The organism is Luteimonas qiangzhengi (assembly GCF_039548515.1).
Classification (GTDB): domain Bacteria; phylum Pseudomonadota; class Gammaproteobacteria; order Xanthomonadales; family Xanthomonadaceae; genus Luteimonas.
On sequence record NZ_JBCLVE010000003.1, the window covers coordinates 238,782 to 260,820 of the forward strand.

20 protein-coding genes are annotated in these 22,039 nt (G+C 68.3%); 14 read left to right on the plus strand and 6 right to left on the minus strand.

From position 1 onward, the window contains the following. The first annotated feature begins 52 nt into the window (after positions 1-52). Positions 53-1,471, plus strand: coding sequence for a caspase family protein (locus WCE59_RS03390; RefSeq protein ID WP_343257299.1), 1,419 nt, complete (start codon positions 53-55; stop codon positions 1,469-1,471). Between the two features lie 23 nt (positions 1,472-1,494). Then, a complete protein-coding gene (locus tag WCE59_RS03395) occupies positions 1,495-2,172 on the plus strand; it encodes a hypothetical protein (RefSeq protein ID WP_343257300.1) in 678 nt (225 codons plus the stop codon). A 31-nt stretch (positions 2,173-2,203) separates the two neighbouring features. On the opposite strand, the gene WCE59_RS03400 is transcribed toward WCE59_RS03395, so the two are convergent. Then, complete coding sequence (locus WCE59_RS03400) at positions 2,204-2,668, minus strand: tRNA (cytidine(34)-2'-O)-methyltransferase (RefSeq protein ID WP_343257301.1); 465 nt, start codon at positions 2,666-2,668, stop codon at positions 2,204-2,206. A 150-nt stretch (positions 2,669-2,818) separates the two neighbouring features. Here WCE59_RS03400 and WCE59_RS03405 point away from each other — a divergent pair, with 150 nt between their 5' ends. Beyond that, a complete protein-coding gene (locus tag WCE59_RS03405) occupies positions 2,819-4,657 on the plus strand; it encodes a metallophosphoesterase family protein (protein WP_343257302.1) in 1,839 nt (612 codons plus the stop codon). 7 nt (positions 4,658-4,664) lie between these two features. On the opposite strand, the gene WCE59_RS03410 is transcribed toward WCE59_RS03405, so the two are convergent. Next, entirely contained in the window at positions 4,665-5,378 is a 714-nt protein-coding gene (locus WCE59_RS03410) for an SDR family oxidoreductase (protein ID WP_343257303.1), read from the minus strand. Positions 5,379-5,451: 73 nt separating this feature from the next. On the opposite strand from WCE59_RS03410, the gene WCE59_RS03415 reads away from it, so the two are divergent. The 4 genes from WCE59_RS03415 to WCE59_RS03430 all read left to right on the plus strand — a co-directional run bounded on the left by WCE59_RS03415 (position 5,452) and on the right by WCE59_RS03430 (position 10,790). Beyond that, positions 5,452-8,322 carry a M16 family metallopeptidase gene (locus WCE59_RS03415; protein WP_343257304.1) on the plus strand — a complete coding sequence of 957 codons (2,871 nt, stop codon included), beginning with the start codon at positions 5,452-5,454 and terminating at the stop codon, positions 8,320-8,322. Positions 8,323-8,481: 159 nt separating this feature from the next. After that, complete coding sequence (locus WCE59_RS03420; RefSeq protein ID WP_343257305.1) at positions 8,482-8,793, plus strand: DUF4156 domain-containing protein; 312 nt, start codon at positions 8,482-8,484, stop codon at positions 8,791-8,793. Positions 8,794-8,874: 81 nt separating this feature from the next. Then, entirely contained in the window at positions 8,875-9,891 is a 1,017-nt protein-coding gene (locus tag WCE59_RS03425) for a 3-oxoacyl-ACP synthase III (RefSeq protein WP_343257306.1), read from the plus strand. A gap of 104 nt (positions 9,892-9,995) precedes the next feature. Continuing rightward, entirely contained in the window at positions 9,996-10,790 is a 795-nt protein-coding gene (locus tag WCE59_RS03430) for a TSUP family transporter (RefSeq protein WP_343257307.1), read from the plus strand. A 59-nt stretch (positions 10,791-10,849) separates the two neighbouring features. On the opposite strand, the gene WCE59_RS03435 is transcribed toward WCE59_RS03430, so the two are convergent. Next, positions 10,850-12,445, minus strand: a complete 1,596-nt coding sequence (locus tag WCE59_RS03435; protein WP_343257308.1) for a M20/M25/M40 family metallo-hydrolase — start codon at positions 12,443-12,445, stop codon at positions 10,850-10,852. A 154-nt stretch (positions 12,446-12,599) separates the two neighbouring features. Here WCE59_RS03435 and WCE59_RS03440 point away from each other — a divergent pair, with 154 nt between their 5' ends. Both WCE59_RS03440 and WCE59_RS03445 read left to right on the plus strand, forming a co-directional pair. Further along, positions 12,600-13,523: an alpha/beta fold hydrolase gene (locus WCE59_RS03440; RefSeq protein ID WP_343257309.1), complete on the plus strand. Its 924-nt coding sequence runs from the start codon at positions 12,600-12,602 to the stop codon at positions 13,521-13,523. An 84-nt stretch (positions 13,524-13,607) separates the two neighbouring features. Continuing rightward, on the plus strand, positions 13,608-14,021 hold the full coding sequence (locus WCE59_RS03445) for an OsmC family protein (RefSeq protein ID WP_343257310.1): 414 nt from the start codon (positions 13,608-13,610) through the stop codon (positions 14,019-14,021). 186 nt (positions 14,022-14,207) lie between these two features. On the opposite strand, the gene WCE59_RS03450 is transcribed toward WCE59_RS03445, so the two are convergent. Continuing rightward, entirely contained in the window at positions 14,208-14,876 is a 669-nt protein-coding gene (locus WCE59_RS03450) for a TenA family protein (protein WP_343257311.1), read from the minus strand. Between the two features lie 62 nt (positions 14,877-14,938). Between WCE59_RS03450 and oleC the strand changes: the two genes are divergently transcribed. The 5 genes from oleC to ubiB all read left to right on the plus strand — a co-directional run bounded on the left by oleC (position 14,939) and on the right by ubiB (position 20,369). Then, on the plus strand, positions 14,939-16,624 hold the full coding sequence (gene oleC / locus WCE59_RS03455; protein WP_343257312.1) for an olefin beta-lactone synthetase: 1,686 nt from the start codon (positions 14,939-14,941) through the stop codon (positions 16,622-16,624). Next, the gene (gene oleD / locus WCE59_RS03460) at positions 16,621-17,616 is read left to right on the plus strand and encodes a 2-alkyl-3-oxoalkanoate reductase (RefSeq protein ID WP_343257313.1); all 996 of its coding nucleotides are present in this window, start codon (positions 16,621-16,623) and stop codon (positions 17,614-17,616) included. The genes oleC and oleD overlap by 4 nt, the downstream gene beginning before the upstream one ends. 127 nt (positions 17,617-17,743) lie before the next feature. Further along, positions 17,744-17,908, plus strand: coding sequence for a DUF1328 domain-containing protein (locus WCE59_RS03465; RefSeq protein WP_343257314.1), 165 nt, complete (start codon positions 17,744-17,746; stop codon positions 17,906-17,908). Positions 17,909-18,054: 146 nt separating this feature from the next. Continuing rightward, positions 18,055-18,705, plus strand: coding sequence for a ubiquinone biosynthesis accessory factor UbiJ (locus WCE59_RS03470; protein WP_343257315.1), 651 nt, complete (start codon positions 18,055-18,057; stop codon positions 18,703-18,705). Further along, a complete protein-coding gene (gene ubiB / locus WCE59_RS03475; protein WP_343257316.1) occupies positions 18,702-20,369 on the plus strand; it encodes a ubiquinone biosynthesis regulatory protein kinase UbiB in 1,668 nt (555 codons plus the stop codon). Before WCE59_RS03470 ends, ubiB begins: the two co-directional genes overlap by 4 nt. A 33-nt stretch (positions 20,370-20,402) precedes the next feature. Here ubiB and WCE59_RS03480 read toward each other — a convergent pair whose 3' ends face one another. Both WCE59_RS03480 and WCE59_RS03485 read right to left on the minus strand, forming a co-directional pair. Beyond that, positions 20,403-21,185 (minus strand): polysaccharide deacetylase family protein, encoded by a 783-nt coding sequence (locus WCE59_RS03480; protein WP_343257317.1) that lies wholly within the window; start codon positions 21,183-21,185, stop codon positions 20,403-20,405. Between the two features lies 1 nt (position 21,186). Next, positions 21,187-21,969: a formyltransferase family protein gene (locus WCE59_RS03485; RefSeq protein WP_343257318.1), complete on the minus strand. Its 783-nt coding sequence runs from the start codon at positions 21,967-21,969 to the stop codon at positions 21,187-21,189. Positions 21,970-22,039: the final 70 nt, after the last annotated feature.

Here is a 22,039-nt window from a genome sequence, read left to right on the forward strand (position 1 = left end):
AGACCTGCCGGCCCGCGCTCCGTGGCCCGCGCCGGGCTGAGGGGGGAGTGCGATGGGGCAGGGAAGGGAGGGTTGTGCCTGGCTGCTGGCGGTATTGCTGCTGCTGGCCATTGGTGGATGTACGGCGCAGGTGGAGCCACCGGCCGACACCACGGCTGAGCCGGCCACGCCGGCACAGCAGCAGATGACCGAAGCGTTGGCGCTTGCCGCCGCTGAACCTGAGCGCCCGGAAGACGCCCGGCGGCTGACCGGTGATCCGGCTTCCCGGCGCTACGCCCTGGTGCTTGGGAACGGCGCCTACCGACACGGCGATGCGCTGTCGGCGCCCACCCGCGATGCCGCGCTGATGGCGCGGGTGCTGCAGGGGCGTGGCTACCATGTGCTGGTGGGCACCGACAGGGATCTGGCTGGCATGCGCGAGGACATCGCCGCGTTCGCCGACATGTCCCGCGATGCGCAGCTGCGGCTGTTCTACTTCGCCGGCCATGGGTTCGAGATCGAAGGCGCCAACTATCTGATGCCGGTCGACCTGCCTGCCTCCATCGAAGACCTGGACGCGCGCGGCGTGCGCACTCATGCGCTGCGCCTGGATCAGCTGGTGTGGGAGCTGGAACAGGACGCGCCGGTGCTGGTGGCGGTGATCGATGCCTGCCGCGTGCCGCCCGTGCGGGGCGCGGGCCGGGTGTCTGCGCTGGGGGCTCAGGATCCGCCGGAAGGCACCATCCTTGCCTACGCCACCGCGCCAGGCCGGGTGGCGATGGACAGCCTGCGGGCCTATGGCATCGACGAGGAGCATTCGCCCTACACCTACTATCTGGCCGATGCGCTGGCGGCGCCCGAGGTGGAGAGCTGGGACCAGGCGTTCCAGACGGCCTACAACATCGTCAACCACCGCACCCGGGGCGCCCAGCAGCCGTGGATGAATGCACGGGTCAGCCGGTTTCCGCCGATTGGCCCGCTGGCGGCCCAAGCGGCGGGCGGGCAGGGGCTGGCTGGCTTCGGGCCGGCTGGCGTCGGGATGTCACCCGAGCGCCGTGCCGCAGGAAAATACTGGGCTGATGAGGCGCTGGCTGTCCTGACCCTGGCGGCTGATGGCAGCCGCACCGACGCAGCCCTGCAGCGGCTTGCCGGCGAGGGTGATGCGCGGGCGACGCTCGCGCTGGCGACGCGGCGGTGGGACCAGGGGCAGCAGCAGGCGGCGATCCCGATGCTGCAGACCCTGGCCGAGCAGGGCAATGCGGTGGCCCAGACCCATCTGGGCACGCTGTTGCATGAGCTGGCCGCCAAGGATGGCGCCGGTCGCAATGCGCGCTACTGGTGGGCGCAGGCCAGCGCCCAGGGCGTGGGTGAAGCGCGGGCCAAGCTGGCCATCGTTGATGGCAACGCCGACCAAGTGTTCGAGGAGTTCATGCGCGGCGCGATGGAGCATTACGAAGCGTTCAAGCCTGCGGTGCCGGAGGGGGCATGGTGAGGGCAGTAAAGAGGCGGCGATGGTTGCTTGCCGTCATCCTGTCCGCGCTGATCCTGCTTGTGCTGGCCGTGACCGCGGCGATTTTTTTCCCGGGCCGGGATGGCGACCCCCAGCCTGTCCAGCCTGCCGCCACAACCGACCAGGCGCTGCCCGCGGGGGTGGAGTACGAATTTGTCTGGCCTGACGGTGCGGCCCGCGGCATCGACCTGCCGCGCGAAATCTACATCCCCTCCAGCGGCAGGCGCGTGCCACTCACTGGAATCGGGGATCTGCGGTCGGAACCGGATGAGGACAAGGTGGCCTTCCTGCAGCGCGTGCGTAAGGAAATGGTGGCTTATTCGGACCGGCAGACCTTCGAAGCCTGCGCCTTGATCTGTTCCAACGGCGAGGCGGAGTATTCGGTGCGGATGATCACCGTGGGCGCGGTGGCCCACTGTGCGATCGCCCCGATCTGCCTCCCCGGCCACGCGACCACCCGCCAGTCCATCCACAGCCATTGCCCGGACCGGCCCCGACTGCGCGCGACCATGGCCGATGAATTCCTGTCCGGTGGATCCATGGCCCGCCGCAGCTACCTGCCGCGCTGCGACCCGGACTCGTTTTCCAGCCTCGATATGGACGGCTGGGCACCGGGTTGGCTGGCCGGCGTGCGGGCGCTGTACCGCCATGACGGTCCGCACCGCATCACCAGCTACGAGTGAAGTGCGCGGCCCGGTAATGGGGCCGGCCCCGCTAATCCGCGCCCGGATGGCCCAACTGCCGCCAGGCCTCGAAGGCCACCACGGCCACCGCGTTGGACAGGTTCAGGCTGCGATTGTCGGGGCGCATGGGTAGCCGCAGGCGTTGTCCGGCGGGGACGGCTTCCAGCACGGCTGGCGCCAGACCGCTGGTCTCGCAGCCGAACAGGAAGGCGTCGCCTTCGCCGTAGTGGGGCCGGTCATAGGTCACGCTGCCACGGGTACTGAGCGCAAACAGGCGCACCGGCACGATGGCCGTCAGGGCGGCTTCCAGCGAGGCGTGCACCTTCACCGGCGCGTACTCGTGGTAGTCCAGCCCGGCCCGCCGCAGCTGCCGGTCTTCCAGGCTGAAGCCGAGCGGCTCCACCAGGTGCAGGCGCGCGCCGATGTTGGCGCACAGGCGGATCACGTTGCCGGTGTTGGGCGGGATCTGCGGCTGGTGCAGGATGATGTCGAACATCGGGTGATTATCAGGCTTCGGCCCGACCGGCACATCGGTGTGATCTGGAGGCCTGACTTGGAGGTTTGACTTGAAACGGCAACATTTCTGTCGGCTGGCTGTCATCGCGCGGTAGCAACATGGCAGCCTGACCTGATCCGGAACATTTCAATGCCGATTCGAACCAGCCTGCGGACCCTCGTCCCGGGTGCGCTTGCCCTTGCCCTGCTGGCCGCGTGTACGGGCGCGCCGAATGCCGCGCCGTCCGATACAGCCCCCAGCGCGACCGCGTCGACTTTCGCAGCCGATGACCTGGCTACTGCGGTGGACGCGATTCGCGCCCGGATCATCGAGCAGGTTCCGGTTGATGCGCTTGAAGCGCTGACCGCCGACCAGATGCTGGCGCTGGCCACCGATGAAGAGCGGGAGATTCTTTCCACCGGGTTTCTGCGCTTCAGCGTGGATACCCCGGCCACCATCCACGTGCTGCTGTCGCCCGATTCCGACCTGGCGCCGTTCTGGCTCGAAGAGCAGGGCTTCGCACCCAGCGGCCAGGATGCACGGGTGGACGGTGACGACGACTTCCGCGGCTGGAGCAGGCACGTGCCGGCCGGCGAGGTTGCTCTCGGGGTGCCCTCGATCGAAGCGGCGGTGAAGCCCTATTTCGTGGTGATCGCGCCAGCCGAAGAGGGTGCGTCCCATCCGCAGGTCTCCGCGCTGTGGCCGGACACCATGGGCGTGGCCACGGCCACTGCCGATACCCGCGTGTTCACCGATGACACCGATCTGCTCAACGCCATTGATCCGGCGCTGGCCGGCCTGCCGCTGCTGCAGACCCTGGAAAAGCGCGAGGACGAGTCCGCCCTGCTGGGCTACTTCCGCGCCACTCCGTACCCGGCCGACGCCGACGCCGACCACGTGGTGCTGACCTGGGCCGGTGATCCTGCGACCACCCAGTCGATCCAGTGGCGCACCGCCACCGGCAGCGCCCAGTCGCAGCTGCGCTACGTCGCCGACCAGGCCGGCGCTGAAGCCGTGGTGGTCGAGGCTGACAGCTCCGAGCTGCACACCCCCGACGTGGCCAATGACTCCAGGGTGATGCGCCACACCGTCGTGCTGCAGAGCCTGCAGCCGGGCACCACCTACCGCTACGCGATCGGCGATGGCGGGCAGTGGGGCGAGGAGCGCAGCTTCAGCACCGGCCCGGCACAGGCTGAGCCGTTCTCCTTCATCTACATGGGTGACGCGCAGACCGGCCTGGACGGTTGGGGTGAGCTGGTGCGCAAGGCCCACGTTGAATATCCGCAGGCCGCGTTCTACGTGATGGCCGGCGACCTGGTGAACTGGGGCGAGCGCCGCGACGACTGGGACTGGCTGTTCCACAACGCCCGCGGCGTGTACGACAGCCGCCCGCTGGTTCCGGCGATCGGAAACCACGAGGTCGACCAGGGCCGCGCGGAGCTGTACGTCGATCAGTTCGACCTGCCGCGTAATGGCCCCGAAGGGATCGAGCCCGAGCGGGTGTATTCGATGGAATACGCCGACACCCTGTTCGTGGTTCTCGACTCCAACCTGGATCCGGAATCGCAGGTGCAATGGTTGGATGCAACCCTGGGCGCATCGGATGCCACATGGAAATTCGCGGTCTTTCACCACCCGCTGTACTCGCCGCGTCCGGGCGACCGCGGCCAGCCAGAGCAGAAGGCGGCGTGGGCGCCGGTGTTTGAAAAACACGGCGTCGATCTGGTGCTGCAGGGTGACGATCATGCCTATCTGCGCACCTTCCCGATGCGCAGCGATGAAGTGGTCGACTCGCCGGCCGATGGTCCGGTCTACATCATGTCGGTGTCCGGCTCGAAGATGTACGAGCAGACCGATGCCCCGTACGTGGCCAGGCGCTTCACTGATATCGCCACCTATCAGGTCATCGACATCGACGGCGGGACGCTGGAATACCGGTCCTATGATGTCGAAGGCACGCTGATGGATGAGTTTACGATCCAGAAGTGATCCGCTTTTACCAGGGAATCGTTTCGCCGTCGGTGCCCAGGAAGCGGCCGCTGTCGGCGGTGTCCAGCGCGTCCGTCTGGCGCAGCACCCCGGCCACCGCGTCCTCCGGCGCCACGTCGGCCTCGCTGCCGCCCATCTCGGTGCGCACCCAGCCCGGGCTGAAGGCCGCGACTACGATCCCGCGCTCCGCCAGCGCCTGGGCCAGCAGCACCGTGGCCATATTCAGCGCCGCCTTGCTGATGTTGTAGCTGGGCGTGCCGAAGCGTTCGGTGCCGGCGATCGAGCCCAGGCGCGACGACAGGTTGACCACCCGTGCGCCGTCCGCCAGCAGCGGCGCCAGCGCCTGGGTCAGCAGGAACGGGCCGGCGGCGTTGGTGCGAAAGCTGTCGTCAAGGTTGTCCGCGCCCACGTTGCCGAAGCGTTCGCCCGAATGCAGCACGCCGGCATTGTTGAGCAGCAGGTCCAGGCGTCCGTTCTTGCCGAGCACCAAGGGCAGCTCGCGGACCAGCTCGACGTGTGACTTCGGCTCGGCCATCTCCAGCGGCAGCACGTGCAGGCGGCCCGGATGTTCGCCGGCCAGCCGGTTCAGGGCGGTGGCTTTGCCCGGCTGGCGGCAGGTGGCCACCACCCGGTCACCGCGGGCGAGCAGCTGGCGGGTGAATTCCAGTCCCAGGCCACGATTGGCACCGGTCACGAGGGTTTGGCGGGTGGCGGTTTGCATGGCGGTGTGTGGGCAGCGGGGCGATGGGGCTACGATAGCGCGCACCATCCCTGTGCAATGCGAAGGATCTGCGATGACACCTGTATGCCCGTCCACCCTGCGCCGTGGCCGCACCGCGCTGCTTGCCCTGCCCCTGGCCGTTGCCCTGGCCGCTGCACTGCCCATCCAGCCTGCTTTCGCGCAGGATGCGCCGCAGGCCCCGGCGGTGGATATCGCCCATGACAGCTTCACCCTGCCCAACGGGCTGCGGGTGATCGTGCACACCGACCGCAAGGCGCCGATCGTGGCGGTCAACATCTGGTACCACGTGGGCAGCAAGGACGAGCCGCAGGGCCGCACCGGCTTCGCCCATCTGTTCGAGCACCTGATGTTCCAGAGCTCGGAAAACAACCCCGGCGAATACTTCACCCCGTTCGAGCAGGTCGGTGCCACCGACATGAACGGCACCACCAATACCGACCGCACCAATTATTTCCAGAACGTGCCGACCACCGCCCTGGATATGGCCCTGTGGATGGAATCGGACCGCATGGGGCACCTGCTGGGTGCGGTCGACCAGGCGGCGCTGGATGAGCAGCGCGGCGTGGTGCAGAACGAGAAGCGCCAGCGCCAGAACCAGCCCTACGGGCAGGCCTGGGAAGTGATCGACAAGCAGATGTATCCGGACGGGCACCCGTACCAGCACAGCGTGATCGGCTCGATGAACGACCTGGACGCGGCCACGCTGGACGACGTGCACCAGTGGTTCAACGCCTGGTACGGCCCCAACAACGCGGTGCTGGTGCTGGCCGGCGATATCGATGTGGACACCGCCAGGGAAAAGGTGAGCCGCTACTTCGGCCACATCCCGGCCGGGCCTGACATGGCTCAGCCCGAGGTCGATGCTGCCCAGCGCAGCGAATCGACCCGCAGCATCTTCGAGGACAACGTGCCCCAGGCACGCGTGTACCGGGTGTGGAACGTGGCCCAGGGCGGTACGGCCGATATCGAGCACCTGCGCCTGCTGGGCCAGGTGCTCGGCGGCAGCCGTTCGTCGCGGCTCGATCGTCGCCTGCTGCACCAGGACCGCCTGGTCGACAGCGTGTCGGTCTTCGCCAGCGGTGGCCAGCTGGGCGGGCAGTTCATCATCCAGGCCAGCGTGCGCAGCGGCGTGGAGCCCGAGCGGGTTGAAGCGGCCATCGACGAAGAGCTGCGCAGGCTGATCGACGAGGGGCCGACCGAGACCGAGCTGGCCCAGGCCAGGACCGTGCTGCGTGGCGGCTTCGTACGCGGTGTGGAGCGCATCGGCGGCTTCGGTGGCAAGGCCGATGTGCTCGCGCGCTGCGCGGTGCTGGAGCGCGATCCGGACTGCTTTCGCACCTCGCAGCAGCGCCTCGCCGCGGCCACTGCCGATGACGTCAAGGCCGCAGGGGCCAACTGGCTGTCGGCCGGCGACCACGTGCTGGTGGTGGTGCCGGGCGAGCGCACCATCCTTCCTGAAGATCCAGCGGTGACGCCCGAGCCGTTCGTGCTGCCTGATCCGGATCCGCGCTACACCACGGTGGCAAGCACCGTGGACCGCAGCACGGGTGTGCCGCAGACGGACGAATTTCCCGACCTCAAGTTCCCCGGGCTGCAGCGTGCGCAGCTGTCCAACGGCACCACGGTGATCCTGGCCGAGCGCCATGACGTGCCGGTGGTGCAGTTCAGCTACGAATTCGGTGGCGGCTACAGCGCCGACCAGGGCCGTCCGGCCGGCACCTCCGGTTTCACCATGGGCATGCTGGACGAGGGCGCCGGTGAACTGGACGCGCTGGCCTTCGCCGACCGCGCCGAGTCGCTGGGTGCGCGCTACTCGGCGGGTGCCGGGCTGGATGGCGGCAATGCGGGGCTGTCCGCGCTGGCCGAGAACCTGGACGATTCCCTGGCCCTGTATGCCGACATGATCCGCGAGCCGCGCTTTGACCAGTCGGAAATCGATCGGGTCCGCGCCACCTGGATTGCCGGCATCCGCCAGGAGCAGGCCAGCCCCAACGGTGCCGCGCTGCGCGTCCTTCCGCCGCTGCTGTACGGCGAAGGTCACCCGTATGCGATCCCGCTCAGCGGCACCGGTACCGAGGCATCCGTGGGTTCATTGACCCGTGACGACCTGGTGGCCTTCCATCGCGAATGGGTGCGGCCGGAGCAGGCCACCCTGATCGCGGTGGGTGCGACCACGCTGGACGAGGTGGTTCCGCTGTTGGAGAAGCACTTCGGCGACTGGCGCGGTGAAGGTCCGGCCCCGGCCGCCCCGGCAGTGGGCAACGTGGATCGTCCGCAGACTGCGCGGGTGTATCTGATCGACCAGCCCGGCGCGGTGCAGGCCAATATCTTTGCCGGCCAGGTGGTAACGCCCGGCAGCGATCCCGGCGCGATCCGCCTGGAGCTCGCCAACGCGGTCCTGGGCGGCGCGTTCTCATCGCGGTTGAACATGAACCTGCGTGAGGACAAGGGCTGGTCCTACGGGGCGTACTCCATGACCGTCGGTGCAGTGGGGCCGCGGCCGTGGATGGCCTATTCCGCCGTGCAGATCGACCGCACCGTGGATTCGCTGCGGGAACTGCAGCGCGAAATCACCGAGTACACCGGCGGCGGCGCCCCGGCCACGTCGGATGAAGTCGAGCGGGTGCAGGCGCAGAACATCCGCCGCCTGCCCGGCTCGTACGAAACCGCGCGTGCCGTGCTCAACGAGATCGGCGGGATCGTGCGCTTCAACCGTCCGGACGATTACGTGCTGCAGCGCCGGGCCGAGATCGAGGCCATGACCGCCGATCAGGTCAGCGCGGCCGCGGCCGGCCTGGATCCCGACGCCCTGACCTGGGTGGTGGTGGGCGACCTGTCGCAGATCGAGCAGCCGATCCGCGAGCTGGGCCTTGGCGAGGTGACGGTGGTCGACGCCGACGGCAACCCCGTCAGCGGCGACTGAGAACGGTCAATCGCAGCGCTTCGTCCGCTGCTCCATGGCCGCAACACGCCCTCCTCCTGAATGGGGGAGGGCGTGCTGGCGCGTAACAGGCCGGGAGCGGTTGCCACCCGCGTTGCCAGCCAGCACTATCATCGGATCCACACACCGGTTGTCCCTGCAATGCGCCAGTTCCTGCTGCTTCTTGTCCTCGCTCCAGTCCTCGGCGCCTGCACCTGGGTGCACATGGCGCCCGGCGCCAGCGCGGTGCGGATTGCGCCCTCGGCGCCCACCGGCTGTCAGAAGCTGGGCGAAGTGGAGGTGTCGGTAAAGCACAGCGTCGCCTTCATCGAGCGCAACCAGCTGCGCGTGCGCGACGAGCTGGAAACCCTGGCCCGCAACGAGGGGCCGGGCCTGGGCGCGGACACCATGCATGCGCTGACCGATCCGCTCAATGGCACCCAGCGCTTCGCCGCCTGGCGCTGCGGAGGCTGAACGGGAGAGCTGGCTAAAAATGCGCCGGCGGCCGGAAGCCGGTAACATCACTCCTCTTTTGTCTCCGTATCCGGTACCGCCATGCTGTTCCAACACGTCGCCATTGCCGGCCTGGCCCATATTGACGCCCCGCGCCGGCTCACGAGCGATGAAATCAACGCCCGGCTCAAGCCCACGCTTGACCGCCTGGGCATCCGCATCGACGTGTTCGGCGATATCGCCGGCATCCACGCGCGGCGGCTGTGGGACGGCGACGTGCAGGCTTCCGACGCGGCGAGCCTTGCCGGTGTGAAGGCGCTGGCCGATGCCGGTATTGATCCGGACAAGGTCGGCCTGTTGATCAGCACCTCGGTCAGCCGTGACTACCTGGAGCCCTCCACCGCCTCGATCGTGAGCGGCAATCTGGGTCTGCCGGATACCTGCCAGAACTTCGACGTGGCCAACGCCTGCCTGGCGTTCATCAACGGCATGGATATCGCCGCCCGCATGATTGAGCGCGGCGAGATCGAATACGCCCTGATCGTCGACGGTGAAACCGCCGACCTGGCTTACGAAAAGACCCTTGAGCGCATGTCCCGCGACGACGTGACCGCCGAGGATTTCCGCAACGAGATGGCCACCCTGACGCTGGGTTCCGGCGCCGCCGCCATGGTCATGGCGCGGGCGGAACTCGCCCCCGGTGCGCCGCGCTACAAGGGCGGCGTGACCCGTGCGGCCACCGAGTGGAACAAACTGTGCCGCGGCAACCTGGACGGCATGATCACCGATACCCGCCTGCTGCTGATTGAAGGCGTCAAGCTGGCCCAGAAGACCTTCCAGGTCGCCACGCAGAAGCTTGGCTGGGTGGCCAGCGAGCTGGACGAATTCGTTATCCACCAGGTCAGCAAAGCGCACACCAAGGCCTTCACCAAGGCCATGGGCATCGACCCCAAGAAGGTCATGACCATCTTCGGCGAGCACGGCAACATCGGCCCGGCCTCGGTGCCGATCGTGCTCAGCAAGCTGCGCGAAGAGGGTCGCCTGAAGAAGGGCAACCGCATTGCCCTGCTGGGTATCGGTTCGGGCCTGAACTGCTCGATGGCCGAGGTGGTCTGGTAACCGCCAGCACCTGTTGATACATCGAAGGGCCGGCTCGTCCGGCCCTTTCTGTTTGCGGCCGCCGCGGATTGCCGGCGGCATGTTCCTTTTGACGAAGCGCGACCATGGAATTCGGACTCGACGTGCTGGCGCTGCTGGCGCTGGCTGCTTTCATTGCCGGTACCGTCGATGCGATGGCGGGTGGTGGCGGGCTGATCGCGATTCCCGCCCTGCTCGCCGCCGGCGTGCCGCCGGTGCAGGCCATCGCCACCAACAAGGTGCAGTCCAGCTTCGGCACGGCCAGCGCGGTGCTGACCTTTGCACGCAAGGGACTGATCGACTTCCGCCGCTTCCTGTGGCCCGTGGTGGCGGCGTTCGCCGGCTCGGTCGGTGGCGCGCTCACCCTGCAGGTGGTCGATCCGTCATTCCTGATGGGCCTGGTGCCGGTGCTGCTGGTGGCGACCGCCGCCTATTTCCTGCTTGGCCCCAAGGCCAGTGAAGCCGATACCCGCGCACGCCTGGGGCATGCGGCGCTGGTTACGATCATGTTCGCGATCGGCTTCTACGACGGCTTCTTCGGCCCGGGCACCGGCTCGTTCATGGCCACCGCGCTGGTGGTCCTGTTCGGCTTCGGCCTGCTTTCGGCCACCGCCCACACCAAGCTGCTCAACCTGGCCAGCAACGTCGCCGCGCTCATCACCCTGGTGCTGGGCGGCCACGTGCTGTGGCTGGTGGGGCTGGTGATGGCCGTGGCCAGCGTCGCCGGTGCGCAGGTGGGCGCGCGCTTGGCCGTGCGCGTCGGCGGCCGCGTGATCAGGCCGCTGCTGGTGGTGATGTCGCTGGCGCTGACGGTGAAGCTGCTGGCCGAGCCGGGCAATCCGCTGGGGGAGATGCTGCGGGGATGGTTGAGCGTGACCTGACGGGCCCCGCCGCGGCCGGCAGGCCTTTGCGCTCCATGTCCCCCGGCCTCCGCCTGCGGCTACTTCGGGGCGAGGACGGACTTGCGCGGCATCCGCTCTTCGCGCATCGCCGCGTGGTACGCGAACGAGGCGACGATCGCCGCGGCCTGCTTCAGGTCCTCGGCCTCCACGTGGTCCCAGGTGTCCAGGTGGGTGTGGTGGACGTTGGTGAAATAGTCCAGCCGGTCCTGGATGAACTGGAAGCCGGGCAGGCCGACGCGATCAAACGCGATGTGGTCGGTGCTGCCGGTGTTGCGGGTGGCGACCGTGGTGGCGCCGACGTCGTGGAAGGGCTTGAGCCAGGCTTCGAAGATCGGCATCGCCGCCAGGTTCTCCTGGGCGTAGATGCCGCGGAAGCGGCCGGAGCCGTTGTCCATGTTGAAGTAGACCGAGAAGCGGTCGTAGTCGCGCGTCTTCTGCAGCGCGCCGGTCGGCTCGCGCAATGACGCGGGCAGGGCTTTCTGCGCCGGGTCGGTGGGTTCGGGATACGCGGCGAAGTTGCGCGCGACATAGTCCTGCGAGCCGATCAGGCCCTGCTCCTCGCCGCTCCACAGCGCCACGCGGATGGTGCGCTCCGGCTGTGCGCCCACCGCCTTGAGGATGCGCATCGCCTCCATCATCACCGCAACGCCCGCGGCGTTGTCGGCGGCGCCGGTGCCGGTGTGCCAGGAATCCATGTGCGCGCCCAGCATCACGATCTCGGCGGCCTTGCGGCCACGGCCGGGGATCTCGGCAATGGTGTTGTAGCCGGGCTGGTCGGTCTCGCCGATGAAGCGGGCGTCGACGTTGACGCGCAGGCGCACGGTCTGCTCGGCCTTGAGCGCGCGCACCAGCGGATTGAAGTGTTCGGCGATCATCGCCAGCTCCGGGATGCCCACCGGCTCGCCGGCCTTGCGCGAGCCGCCGCCGGCGACGCGGATGATGCCGTTGTCCCAGCTGCTGATGCTGATCGCGGCCAGCGCGCCTTCTTCGGCGAAGAAGGTGTTGACGGCCCGGTTCAGCTCCTGGCGCTCGCCGTACTCCTTGACCCGCTTGGCGCGGTCTGCGGTCGCGGTCTTCGGCACCGTGAACTGCTGCAGCCCTTCCAGCGAGGTGGCGTCGTGGCGGTGCGAGTCCGGCTCGGTGCCGCGCTTGTACTCGCGCGCCTCGCCCAGCAGCAGGATCTTGCCGCCCAGCTTGCCGCGATAGGTCTCGATGTCGGCCAGCTTCTTGATCTCCACGTGCACCAGCTCGCCTTCCACCGGGCCGTCGGTGCCCGGGGTCCAGGCCTTGGGCAGCGCGTGCAGCTGCTGCGCGCGGTCGCTGAGCATTTCCACGCTGGCCGAGCTGAATTCCCAGCCACGGCCGAAGTCGTCGAAGGCATCGTCGTGGACGTTGGCCAGGCCCCATTCGTTGAACTTGCCACGGGTCCAGGCATTGGCCTCGGCCATCTGCGGGGAGTTGGTCAGGCGCGCGCCGATGTTCTCGGTCAGGTGGCTGAAGGTCGCCATCACCTGCGAGTTGTGGAAGGCCTCCTGCCGGATCCGGCTGACCATGTCCAGGTCAACGGGCTCGTTCGCCACGGCCAGGCTGCTGAGGAGGGCCAGGCCGGCCACCAGTGCGCAACGCTTCAACATCGGGACTTCCTTTCGCGCCGCGGTGGGGCGCATGCAGCGGGAAACTGTAGCGGCAACGGGCGCCGGGCTCACCGGCCTTTAGTCACGGGGTGCACCCCTCGGGAACGGGCCCTGCGGCCTACAATTGGCAGCCCTGTCTCTCTCCAGCCGCCGCATGAACTTCCCCGATTACCCCGCTACCCGCCACCGTTTCCAGGTCCGCCCCGGCATCGAGATGAGCTATCTCGACGAAGGCCCGCGCGACGGCGAGGTGGTGGTGATGGTCCACGGCAATCCGTCGTGGAGCTACTACTGGCGCCATCTGGTGAACGGGCTGAGTAAACCAGGTGATGGCAAGGGCTACCGCTGCATCGTGCCTGACCACGTGGGCATGGGCCTGTCGGACAAGCCGGATGATGCGCCGAAGGCGCTGCCGCGCTACGACTACACGCTCGAGTCGCGGGTGGATGATCTTTCCGCGCTGCTGGAGCACCTGGGCATCGACGGCCCGGTAACGCTGGCGGTGCACGACTGGGGCGGGATGATTGGCTTCGGCTGGGCGCTGTCGCACCAGGCGCAGGTGCAGCGGCTGGTGATCCTCAATACGGCGGCGTTCCCAATGCCGGAGGCAAAAACGGTGCCGTGGCAGCTGGCGCTGGGGCGTGATTACAACGTGGGCGAGATGGTGATCCGCGGCTTCAACGCGTTTTCCGCCGGCGCTTCGCGCCTGGGCGTGGAACGGAAGATGGCGCCCGAGGTCCGCCGTGCCTACGTGGCGCCGTATGACAGCTGGAAGAACCGCATCTCCACGGTGCGCTTCATGCAGGACATTCCGCTGTCGCCGAAGGACAAGGCCTGGCCGCTGCTGGAGGAATCCGGCAAACGCCTGCATGAGTATGCGGGGCTGCCGGCGTTTATCGGCTGGGGGCTGAAGGATTTCGTGTTCGATCAGCTGTTCCTGGATCGCTTCAAGACGGACCTGCCGGGCGCCGAGGTGATGGCCTTCGATGATGCCGGGCACTACGTGCTGGAAGACAGGCACGAGGTGCTGGTGCCGGCGATCCGGCGGTTCCTGGATGCGCATCCGCTGGGTGGGTGAGGCGGTGTCGGGGGCGTAGCCCCGACCTACGGGGCTGCGCAAGAGCAGTTGGGTAAGCTGGCCGGCATATTCGAGGAGACAGCCATGGCAGACGTGACCCGCGTGCGGGCCGAATCAACCGCAACCGACTACATCGTTGAACTGTCCGATCCGTCCGGTCACCGCTGGCAGGCCGACGAGCCGGTGAAGCTCGGCGGCGGGGATACCGCGCCGGATCCAATGCAGCTGGCGCTTTCCGCGCTGGGCGCCTGCACCGCGATCACCCTGAAGATGTACGCGGCGCGCAAGCAGTGGCCGCTGGATGACGTGATGGTGGACCTGCAGCTCAACCCGGACGGCAAGCCGGCTGCCGGCAACGACATCCGCCGCCGGCTGACGGTGAAGGGTGATCTGGACGAAGCGCAGCGCGCGCGCCTGCTGCAGATCGCCAATGCCTGCCCGGTGCACAAGCTGCTGGCCGGCGAGATCCGCATCGATACGGCGCTGGAAACGCCGTAGGTCGGGGCTACGCCCCCGACGCCCCCGACGCCCCCGACGCCCCCGACGCCCCCGACGCCCCGCGAATCACGCAATCCGGCTTTTGCCGAGAAGCTTCGGTCACGCTGACGTGTCCGAAGCCATGCGGCGGGGATCGAGGTCACGCGGCTTCGCGCGCATGGCGCGCTCCTACCGGAGGCAATTGCTTCAGCCTTCGGCGGCGTCCAGACCCTGCTGCCAGAAGGACGCTTCCAGGCGCGAGGCCTGGCGGAAGATCTGCACCAGCTCCGGATAGCGGTTGTCGCTGGCATAGCGGCGGCCGAGATCATCCAGCCACTCGTGCGCGGCCAGGCCGGCTTCCTGGAAGGCTTCGCCCGAGTACTCGGCGATCCAGTCGCGGTACGGGTGATCGGCGGGGATGGCGTCGATGCCGTTGGGGGTGAGCCGGCGGCCGATTTCGGCGTAGCCCAGGGTGCACGGAATCAGCGCCACCTGCAGGTCCAGCAGGTCACCCGACATACCCACGTCCAGCACGAAGCGGGTGTAGGCCACGGTGGCCTGTTGCTCTTCGGTGGCTTCGACGTCAGCGGCTGACAGGCCCCAGCGCTCACACACCCGCAGGTGCAGCTTCATCTCGTCCAGGATCGCGCCCAGCCCGCCGCGCGCGGCTTCCATGTCGGCCAGGTTGCGGCTCTTGTAGGCGGCCAGTGCGTGGGCGCGGGCGAACTGGATCAGGAACAGGTAGTCCTGCACCAGGTAATTGCGGAACGCCGCTTCCGGCAGGCTGCCATCGCCCAGGCCGCGGACGAAGGCGTGGTCGACGTAGGCGTTCCAGTCGTCGGCGGCGGTGGTCTTGAGGCGTTCAAGCAGGGACATGGGCGCAGGCGCTCCTGTGGTGTCGGGGGCAAGATCATAGGCAATACGGCGATAATCGGGGCATGACCGAATCCTGCAATATCGCCGCCGCGCTGCCGCGGCTGGCCGCCGAGGCACCCGACCGGATCGCGATGCGCTATCCCGGTCGCGATGGCCAGTACGCCGACGCCCTGACCTACGCCGAGCTGGACCGCCGCAGCGATGCGATTGCCGCCGGCCTGGCCAAGCGCGGCATCGTCCGCGGCAGCCGCGCGGTGGTGATGGTGCGGCCCACGCCGGAGTTCTTCCTGCTGATGTTCGCCCTGTTCAAGGCGGGCGCGGTGCCGGTGCTGGTGGATCCGGGCATCGACAAGCGCGCGCTGAAGCAGTGCCTGGACGAGGCCGAGCCGCACGCTTTCATCGGCATCCCGCTGGCGATGTTCGCGCGCACCCTGCTGGGCTGGGCGAAGAAAACAACCCGCGTCCGGATTACCACAGGTCAGCGCGCCTGGCTGGCCGATGCCACCCTGGCCCAGGTGGAACAGGACGGTGCGGGCGCCGGCGCCCAGCTCACCGACACCGCGCCCGACGACATGGCCGGCATCCTGTTCACCAGCGGCTCCACCGGCGTGCCCAAGGGCGTGGTGTATCGCCACCGCCACTTCATGGCCCAGATCGGGATGCTGGGCGGCGCGTTCGACATCGAGGCGGGCGGGGTGGATATGCCCACGTTCCCGCCGTTTGCGCTGTTTGATCCGGCCCTGGGCCTGACCTCGATCATTCCGGACATGGACCCCACGCGTCCGGCCCAGGCCAACCCGCTGAAACTGCACGCCACGATCGAGCGCTTCGGCGTTGACCAGCTGTTCGGCTCGCCGGCGCTGATGCGGGTGCTGGCCGAATACGGCAAGCCGCTGCCCTCGCTGCGGCGGGTGACTTCGGCGGGAGCGCCGGTGCCGGCCGAAGTGGTCGCCCGCATGCACGAGCTGCTGCCCGAAGACGCCGGCTTCTGGACACCCTACGGCGCCACCGAATGCCTGCCTGTCTCGGTCATCGAAGGCCGTGAGCTGATCGCGCTGGGCAAGCGCACCCGCCAGGGCGCGGGTACCTGCGTGGGCAGGCCGGTGCCGCCGAACGAAGTGCGGATCATCCGTGTGCGCGATGACGCGATTCCGGACTGGTCCGAAGATCTGGTGGTCAAAGGTGACCTGATCGGCGAGATCACCGTGGCCGGTCCCACCGCCACCGACACCTACTGGCGCCGCGACAAACAGACCGGTCTGGCCAAGATCCGCGAGGTGCTGGCCGACGGCACGGAGCGCATCGTCCACCGCATGGGCGACCTGGGCTATTTCGACGCCGAGGGCAGGCTGTGGTTCTGCGGGCGCAAGTCGCACCGGGTGATCACCCCCGGCGGTGGCACGCTGTGCACCGAGCAGGTCGAGCCCATATTCGACACCCATCCGGACGTGCGCCGGACCGCGCTTGTTGGCGTGGGCGATCGGCAGGCGCAGCGGCCGGTGCTGTGCGTGGAGCTGCATCCGGGCGTGGCCAAGGGTGAGCAGGCGCGGGTCGTATCGGAGCTGCGTCATATCAGCGAAGGCTTCGTGCACACCTCGGGCGTGCGGACCTTCCTGTTCCACCCCGGCTTCCCGGTCGATATCCGCCACAACGCCAAGATCAGTCGGGAAAAGCTCGCCGCCTGGGCGCAAACGCGACTGCGGCGCGCCCCCGCCGGCGATGGCGTGGACAAGGAGTCGGCGCGATGAAGATCCTGGTGACCGGCGGCGGCGGGTTCCTGGGCCAGGCGCTGTGCCGCGGACTGGTCGAGCGGGGGCACGAAGTCACCAGCTTCAACCGCGGCCATTATCCGGAGCTGGATGCGCTGAGCGTGCGTCAGGTGCGTGGCGACCTGGCCGACCGCAACGCCGTGCTGGGCGCAGCCAGCGGCATGCAGGCCATCTTCCACAACGCGGCCAAGGCCGGCGCCTGGGGCAGCTATGACAGCTATCACCAGGCCAACGTGGTCGGTACGGACAACGTGCTGGAAGCCTGTCGCGTGCACGGCATCGGACGCCTGATCTACACCTCCACGCCCAGCGTCACCCACCGCAAGACCCATCCGGTGGAAGGCGGCACCGCCGACACGGTGCCCTACGGCAGCGGCTTCAAGGCGCCTTACGCCAGTACCAAGACCATTGCCGAGAAGGCAGTGCTGGCGGCCAACGGCCCGGCGCTGGCTACCGTGGCATTGCGTCCGCGGCTGATCTGGGGCCCGGGTGACAACCAGCTGCTGCCGCGACTGGTGGAGCGGGCCAACGCCGGGCGGTTGCGCCTGGTGGGCGATGGCGAAAACCGTATCGACACCACCTATATCGACAACGCCGCGGACGCGCACTTCAAGGCGTTTGAGCACCTGGCGCCCGGCGCGGCCTGCGCCGGCAAGGCGTACTTCATCAGCAACGGCGAGCCCATGCCGATCCGCGACATCCTCAATGGCCTGCTGGCGGCAGCCGGTGCACCCGCGGTCGAAAAGACCGTGCCGTTCCGGGTTGCGTTTGCGATCGGTGCGGTCAGCGAAACCCTGTGGCCGCTGCTGCGCCTGCCCGGCGAGCCGCCGCTGACCCGGTTCCTGGCCGAACAGCTCAGCACCACCCACTGGTATGACATGGCCCCGGCCACGCGTGATTTCGGCTACGTGCCAGCCGTCTCCACCGCGGAAGGGCTCGAGCGCCTGGCCCGGGCATGGCCGCAGGGCTGATCTTCACCACAGGCAGACAACGCTGAACCTACCCCCAGCGGAGCGGATTCCATCACCAGCTGAATACTTCACCCCCGGCAAGATCGATCCCGTATCCAACAAGCCCGCAAGGGGAGAGGTCGACGCCATGCTGAACTATGCCGTTCTGTTTTTCGTACTTGCCATCATCGCCGCCGTGCTCGGTCTCACCGGTATTGCAGGCGCGCTGGGCAACATTGCCTGGATCCTGTTTGTGGTCTTCCTGATCATCGCGGTGATCTCGCTGATCCGCGGTCGCGGTCCCAGAGTCTGATTTCCTGCGCAGCGGACCCCGGTCCGTTCTGCAGCAGTTGAGGGGTGAAAGCCCGCTCATGGCCCGCCGGAGACGGCGGGCTTTTTCATGTCCGGCTTCCTCTTCAATCCGGGAACGCGCCCCTGCGCCGCGGCTACAATGCCGCCATGGTTGCCCAATCCCGTTCCCCGTTTTCTTCGCTCAAGCCGCTGGCCGGGCGTGCGCTGGAGCGCGCCCTCGAGCGCGCCCTGGCGCTGGATCCCGATACCCGCGACGCGCTGGGTCCGCTGCAGGGACGTCGCCTGGTATTGCGACTGGCGTCGCCCCCGCTGGCGCTGCAGCTGACCGTTGACGACCGCGCGCTGAAGGTGGGGCCGGTGGAAGAGGATCTGGAGCCGGACCTTGCTGTGCGCAGCACCCTGGGCGGATTGCTGTCGCAGCTGCCGGGCCTGCGCCCGGGGGATGGTGCGCCGGTGGGGAAGATGCGGATTGAAGGGGACGCCGAGCTGGCGCGGCGGGTGCAGGCGCTGGCCCGGGGCTTCGATCCGGATTGGGAAGCGCCGTTCGCCGAGGTGTTTGGCGATGTCCTGGGCGTGCAGATCGCCCGGGGCCTGGCGGGCGCGCTGCGCCAGGCCAAGGTGACCGGGCAGGCACTGGCGCGCAGCGCCGCCGAATACGTGACCGAGGAATCGCGCGACGTGGTCGCCCGCGCCGAGCTTGAAGCCTTCCACGAGGACGTCGACGTGCTGCGCGACGACGTGGAGCGGCTGGACGTGCGCATCCGCCGCCTGCGCAGCGCAAAGGGAACCCACGCATGAGTGCATTGCTGCGCGCCTCGCGCATTGGTCGGGTGCTGTTGCGTTACCGACTGGACTCCCTGCTGGAAGGCAGCCCGGCCGAGCGCTGGCTGAAACTGATGCGCCCGTTCGTGCCGCGCGCCTCGGCCGAAGTGCAGGCGATGCCGCGTGGTGCCCGCCTGCGCCTGGCCCTGCAGGAGCTGGGTCCGCTGTTTGTGAAGTTCGGGCAGATCCTCTCCACCCGCCGCGACGTGGTGCCGCCGGATATCGCTGAAGAGCTGGCCCTGCTGCAGGACCAGGTGGCGCCGTTCGATGGTGACACCGCGCGCGCGCTGGTGGAGCAGGCGCTGGAGCGCAGCATCGACGAGGCCTATGCCAGCTTCGATACCGTGCCGCTCGCGTCGGCTTCGATCGCCCAGGTGCATGCCGCCACGCTGCATGCGGAAGACGACGCTGCCCCGCGCGAAGTGGTGGTGAAGGTGCTGCGGCCGGGCATCAGGCAGCAGGTGGCCGCCGATATTGCCCTGCTCAACAGCATTGCCGGCCTGGTTGAACGCACCCATCCGCGCGCCCACCGCCTGCGCCCGCGCGAGATCGTGGCCGAGATCGAAAACACCCTGGCCGCCGAGCTGGATCTGCAGCGCGAGGGCGCGAACGCCTCCGTGCTGCGGCGCAACTGGCTGGGCTCCGATGACCTCTACGTGCCCGAGCCGCTGTGGTCGCACACCGCCGAGCAGGTGCTGACCCTGGAGCGGGTGCGCGGCATTCCCAGTGACGATATCGCCGCGCTGGATGCAGCCGGCATCGACCGCCGCGCGCTGGCGGCCAAGGGCGTGCGGGTGTTCTACACCCAGGTGTTCCGCGACAACTTTTTCCACGCCGATGCCCATGCCGGCAACATCTGGGTGGATGAAACGCGCCAGGACAATCCGCGCTTCATCGCCCTGGATTTCGGGATCATGGGCCAGCTCTCGAGCGAGGACCAGTACTACCTGGCCGAGAACTTCATGGCTATCTTCAACCGCGATTATCGGCGCATCGCCGAGCTGCACCTGCAGGCGGGCTGGATGCCGAACAACGTGCGCCTGGACGAGCTGGAAGCCGCGGTGCGTGGGGTATGCGAGCCGTATTTCACCCGGCCGCTGGCGGAGATCTCGCTGGCCGAGGTGCTGGGCAAACTGTTCCGCACCGCGCAGAAGTACGAGCTGACCCTGCAGCCGCAGCTGATCCTGCTGCAGAAGACCCTGCTGAGCATCGAGGGCCTGGGCCGGCTGCTGGATCCGAAAATCGACATCTGGGCCGTTGCCCGGCCGGTGCTGGAGCGGATTCTGGCCGAGCGCTACAGCCCGCGCCGGCTGGCCCGCGAATTCCGCCGGCGGCTGCCGGAGCTGGTGACCAAGACCCCGGAAATGCCACGCCTGGTGCACGCCTGGCTGGAACAGCAGGTCTCCGGACGCCACGAGCTGCAGATGCGCTCCAGCGATCTGGTGGCATTGACCGGCGAGATCCGGGCGCTGCAGCGGCGTGCGGTGGCGGCGATCGCCGGGGCGGGGCTGCTGGTGACGGCCGCGGTGCTTTACGGCCTGGAGACGGATGGACCGGCGCTGGCAGGCGTGCCCGTGGCGGTCTGGGCCAGCGGGCTGTGTGGGGTGGCGGCGCTGATGGTGGCCTGGCGGCGCGGTTGAGCTCCTGCGGAACCACCGGGCGACGAGGTCAGATCAGGCACCGCTGAAAGCACGCCTGCGCAGTGAGCGGTAGGCCGGGCCGGCGAAGCGCTTGGCCGGCTTCTTGAGGTTCCACATCAGCCACTGCCGGGCGCGGGCGCTGCTGCGGCCGGTGGCGAGGTCGGCCACCTGGGCCGGCGTCACCCCGCGCTGCAGCGCATAGCGGCCCAGGACCAGGCTGCCGCCGACCCGCCCGACGCTGATGGTCGGCTCCGAAGTAAACAGGTATCTGATGCCTGCCTCTGCGGCGGCGCAGGCCACCCGCGTGGAATGAAAGCCCCCGGGCACCGAAGCGACGTCGACGAGCCTGCCGATGAGGTCGGACAGCAGCGCCAAGCTGTCGTGCCACTCCGCAGCGAGCGCGTCGGCCGCAAGCCGGGAGATATCTGGCGGGTGGTTGTGCGAATGGCTGCCGACCACGTGTCCGCCCGCGACCAGCGCGCGCAGATCCGCAGCGGTGACGAAACCGGGCGTGCCCACCCGGGCAGCGGTGATCAGGAAGTGCCCGGCCATGCCATGGCGATCCAGGCGCCGCGCCGCATCCAGCGAACTCGCGCCGCCATCATCGAAGGTGACCAGGCAGGCATCGCGCGCATCGCTGCTGCCTAGGTCACTGATTCGTGGAAAGCGCAGGCCGGTCCGAGCGAGCGCAAGCAGCTGACGTTCAAAGGCGTCGTGGTCGAACTTGTACGAGGCTGCCGACGGGCCCGGAAATCCGCTGGCGTCCCAATCGCCGTCAGCAACGATGTCGTGATACATCAGGCTCGCAATCGTCATTTCATCCCCCGTTACGCAGTGCGCGCCGCGTGTGCAGGTAGCAGCTCAATCGCGGCTGGCCCCATTCCCCGCTGCGGCGTCCGCGGGTGTCTATCGGCTCGGCGGTGCCGGCATGGATCCGGGCGAACCGGTCGGCCAGCGCGTCAAGGTTTGCCGACACCACTTTGTGCTGGATGACGGCGTAGCTTTCCCGGCGCTCGTCGAACGCGCAGCGGTAGTAGCCGAACACCGGTCCGGTATCGATGCCCGCATCAATGCGCAACAGGGTCATCCCGACGCGCTCGAGGTCGCGCTCGGCCAGCGCCCAGAAGCAGCCGTGCGCGTTGCGGTACTCGGGGCAGATGCCCGGATGCATCACCAGGGTGCCGGCCCGGGCGATCGAGAACACCCGCTTGGACAGCAGCTGCTTGCAGCGGGCCAGGACGATGTCCGGGCGCAGGTCACGCAGGAATGCCACCACCGCCGGGTCATTGCCGCTGGCCGCACGCAGCTGTGGTACCTGCGGCGCCGGGCCGTACCGGTGCTCCATTTCCGCCAGCGTTGTGCGCATCCAGGCGGCATCGGCGGCATGGTGGAACAGGCGCTGGTACACACGCATCGCCGCCACGTCGACCATCCCCAGCGCGCCCACCCTGCGGAACTCGCGCAGGTAGCGGCGGCGCTGCTGCGCAGCCGTCTCCTGCAGCACCACGATCCCCACCAGGTCGGAGAACGAGGCCAGCCATGCCGCCAGTCCGCGCTGGTCGAACCCGGCGCCCGCGTGGCAGATCAGCACCGTGCGCACCTCAGCACCCCACCCACGGCCGGACAGACCGGTCGGGCGGCAGGCATTTGGCGCAGCGTTTGTCCTGGCT

Excerpts from the sequence above, each read along its gene's own strand:
- WCE59_RS03400 (WP_343257301.1), bottom strand. The coding sequence starts at position 2,668 with ATGTTCGACATCATCCTGCACCAGCCGCAGATCCCGCCCAACACCGGC.
- WCE59_RS03465 (WP_343257314.1), top strand. The coding sequence starts at position 17,744 with ATGCTGAACTATGCCGTTCTGTTTTTCGTACTTGCCATCATCGCCGCC.
- WCE59_RS03425 (WP_343257306.1), top strand. The coding sequence starts at position 8,875 with ATGCTGTTCCAACACGTCGCCATTGCCGGCCTGGCCCATATTGACGCC.
- WCE59_RS03405 (WP_343257302.1), top strand. The coding sequence starts at position 2,819 with ATGCCGATTCGAACCAGCCTGCGGACCCTCGTCCCGGGTGCGCTTGCC.
- WCE59_RS03450 (WP_343257311.1), bottom strand. The coding sequence starts at position 14,876 with ATGTCCCTGCTTGAACGCCTCAAGACCACCGCCGCCGACGACTGGAAC.
- WCE59_RS03390 (WP_343257299.1), top strand. The coding sequence starts at position 53 with ATGGGGCAGGGAAGGGAGGGTTGTGCCTGGCTGCTGGCGGTATTGCTG.
- WCE59_RS03435 (WP_343257308.1), bottom strand. The coding sequence starts at position 12,445 with ATGTTGAAGCGTTGCGCACTGGTGGCCGGCCTGGCCCTCCTCAGCAGC.
- WCE59_RS03440 (WP_343257309.1), top strand. The coding sequence starts at position 12,600 with ATGAACTTCCCCGATTACCCCGCTACCCGCCACCGTTTCCAGGTCCGC.
- WCE59_RS03470 (WP_343257315.1), top strand. The coding sequence starts at position 18,055 with ATGGTTGCCCAATCCCGTTCCCCGTTTTCTTCGCTCAAGCCGCTGGCC.
- oleD (WP_343257313.1), top strand. The coding sequence starts at position 16,621 with ATGAAGATCCTGGTGACCGGCGGCGGCGGGTTCCTGGGCCAGGCGCTG.
- WCE59_RS03430 (WP_343257307.1), top strand. The coding sequence starts at position 9,996 with ATGGAATTCGGACTCGACGTGCTGGCGCTGCTGGCGCTGGCTGCTTTC.
- oleC (WP_343257312.1), top strand. The coding sequence starts at position 14,939 with ATGACCGAATCCTGCAATATCGCCGCCGCGCTGCCGCGGCTGGCCGCC.
- ubiB (WP_343257316.1), top strand. The coding sequence starts at position 18,702 with ATGAGTGCATTGCTGCGCGCCTCGCGCATTGGTCGGGTGCTGTTGCGT.
- WCE59_RS03480 (WP_343257317.1), bottom strand. The coding sequence starts at position 21,185 with ATGACGATTGCGAGCCTGATGTATCACGACATCGTTGCTGACGGCGAT.
- WCE59_RS03445 (WP_343257310.1), top strand. The coding sequence starts at position 13,608 with ATGGCAGACGTGACCCGCGTGCGGGCCGAATCAACCGCAACCGACTAC.
- WCE59_RS03420 (WP_343257305.1), top strand. The coding sequence starts at position 8,482 with ATGCGCCAGTTCCTGCTGCTTCTTGTCCTCGCTCCAGTCCTCGGCGCC.
- WCE59_RS03410 (WP_343257303.1), bottom strand. The coding sequence starts at position 5,378 with ATGCAAACCGCCACCCGCCAAACCCTCGTGACCGGTGCCAATCGTGGC.
- WCE59_RS03415 (WP_343257304.1), top strand. The coding sequence starts at position 5,452 with ATGACACCTGTATGCCCGTCCACCCTGCGCCGTGGCCGCACCGCGCTG.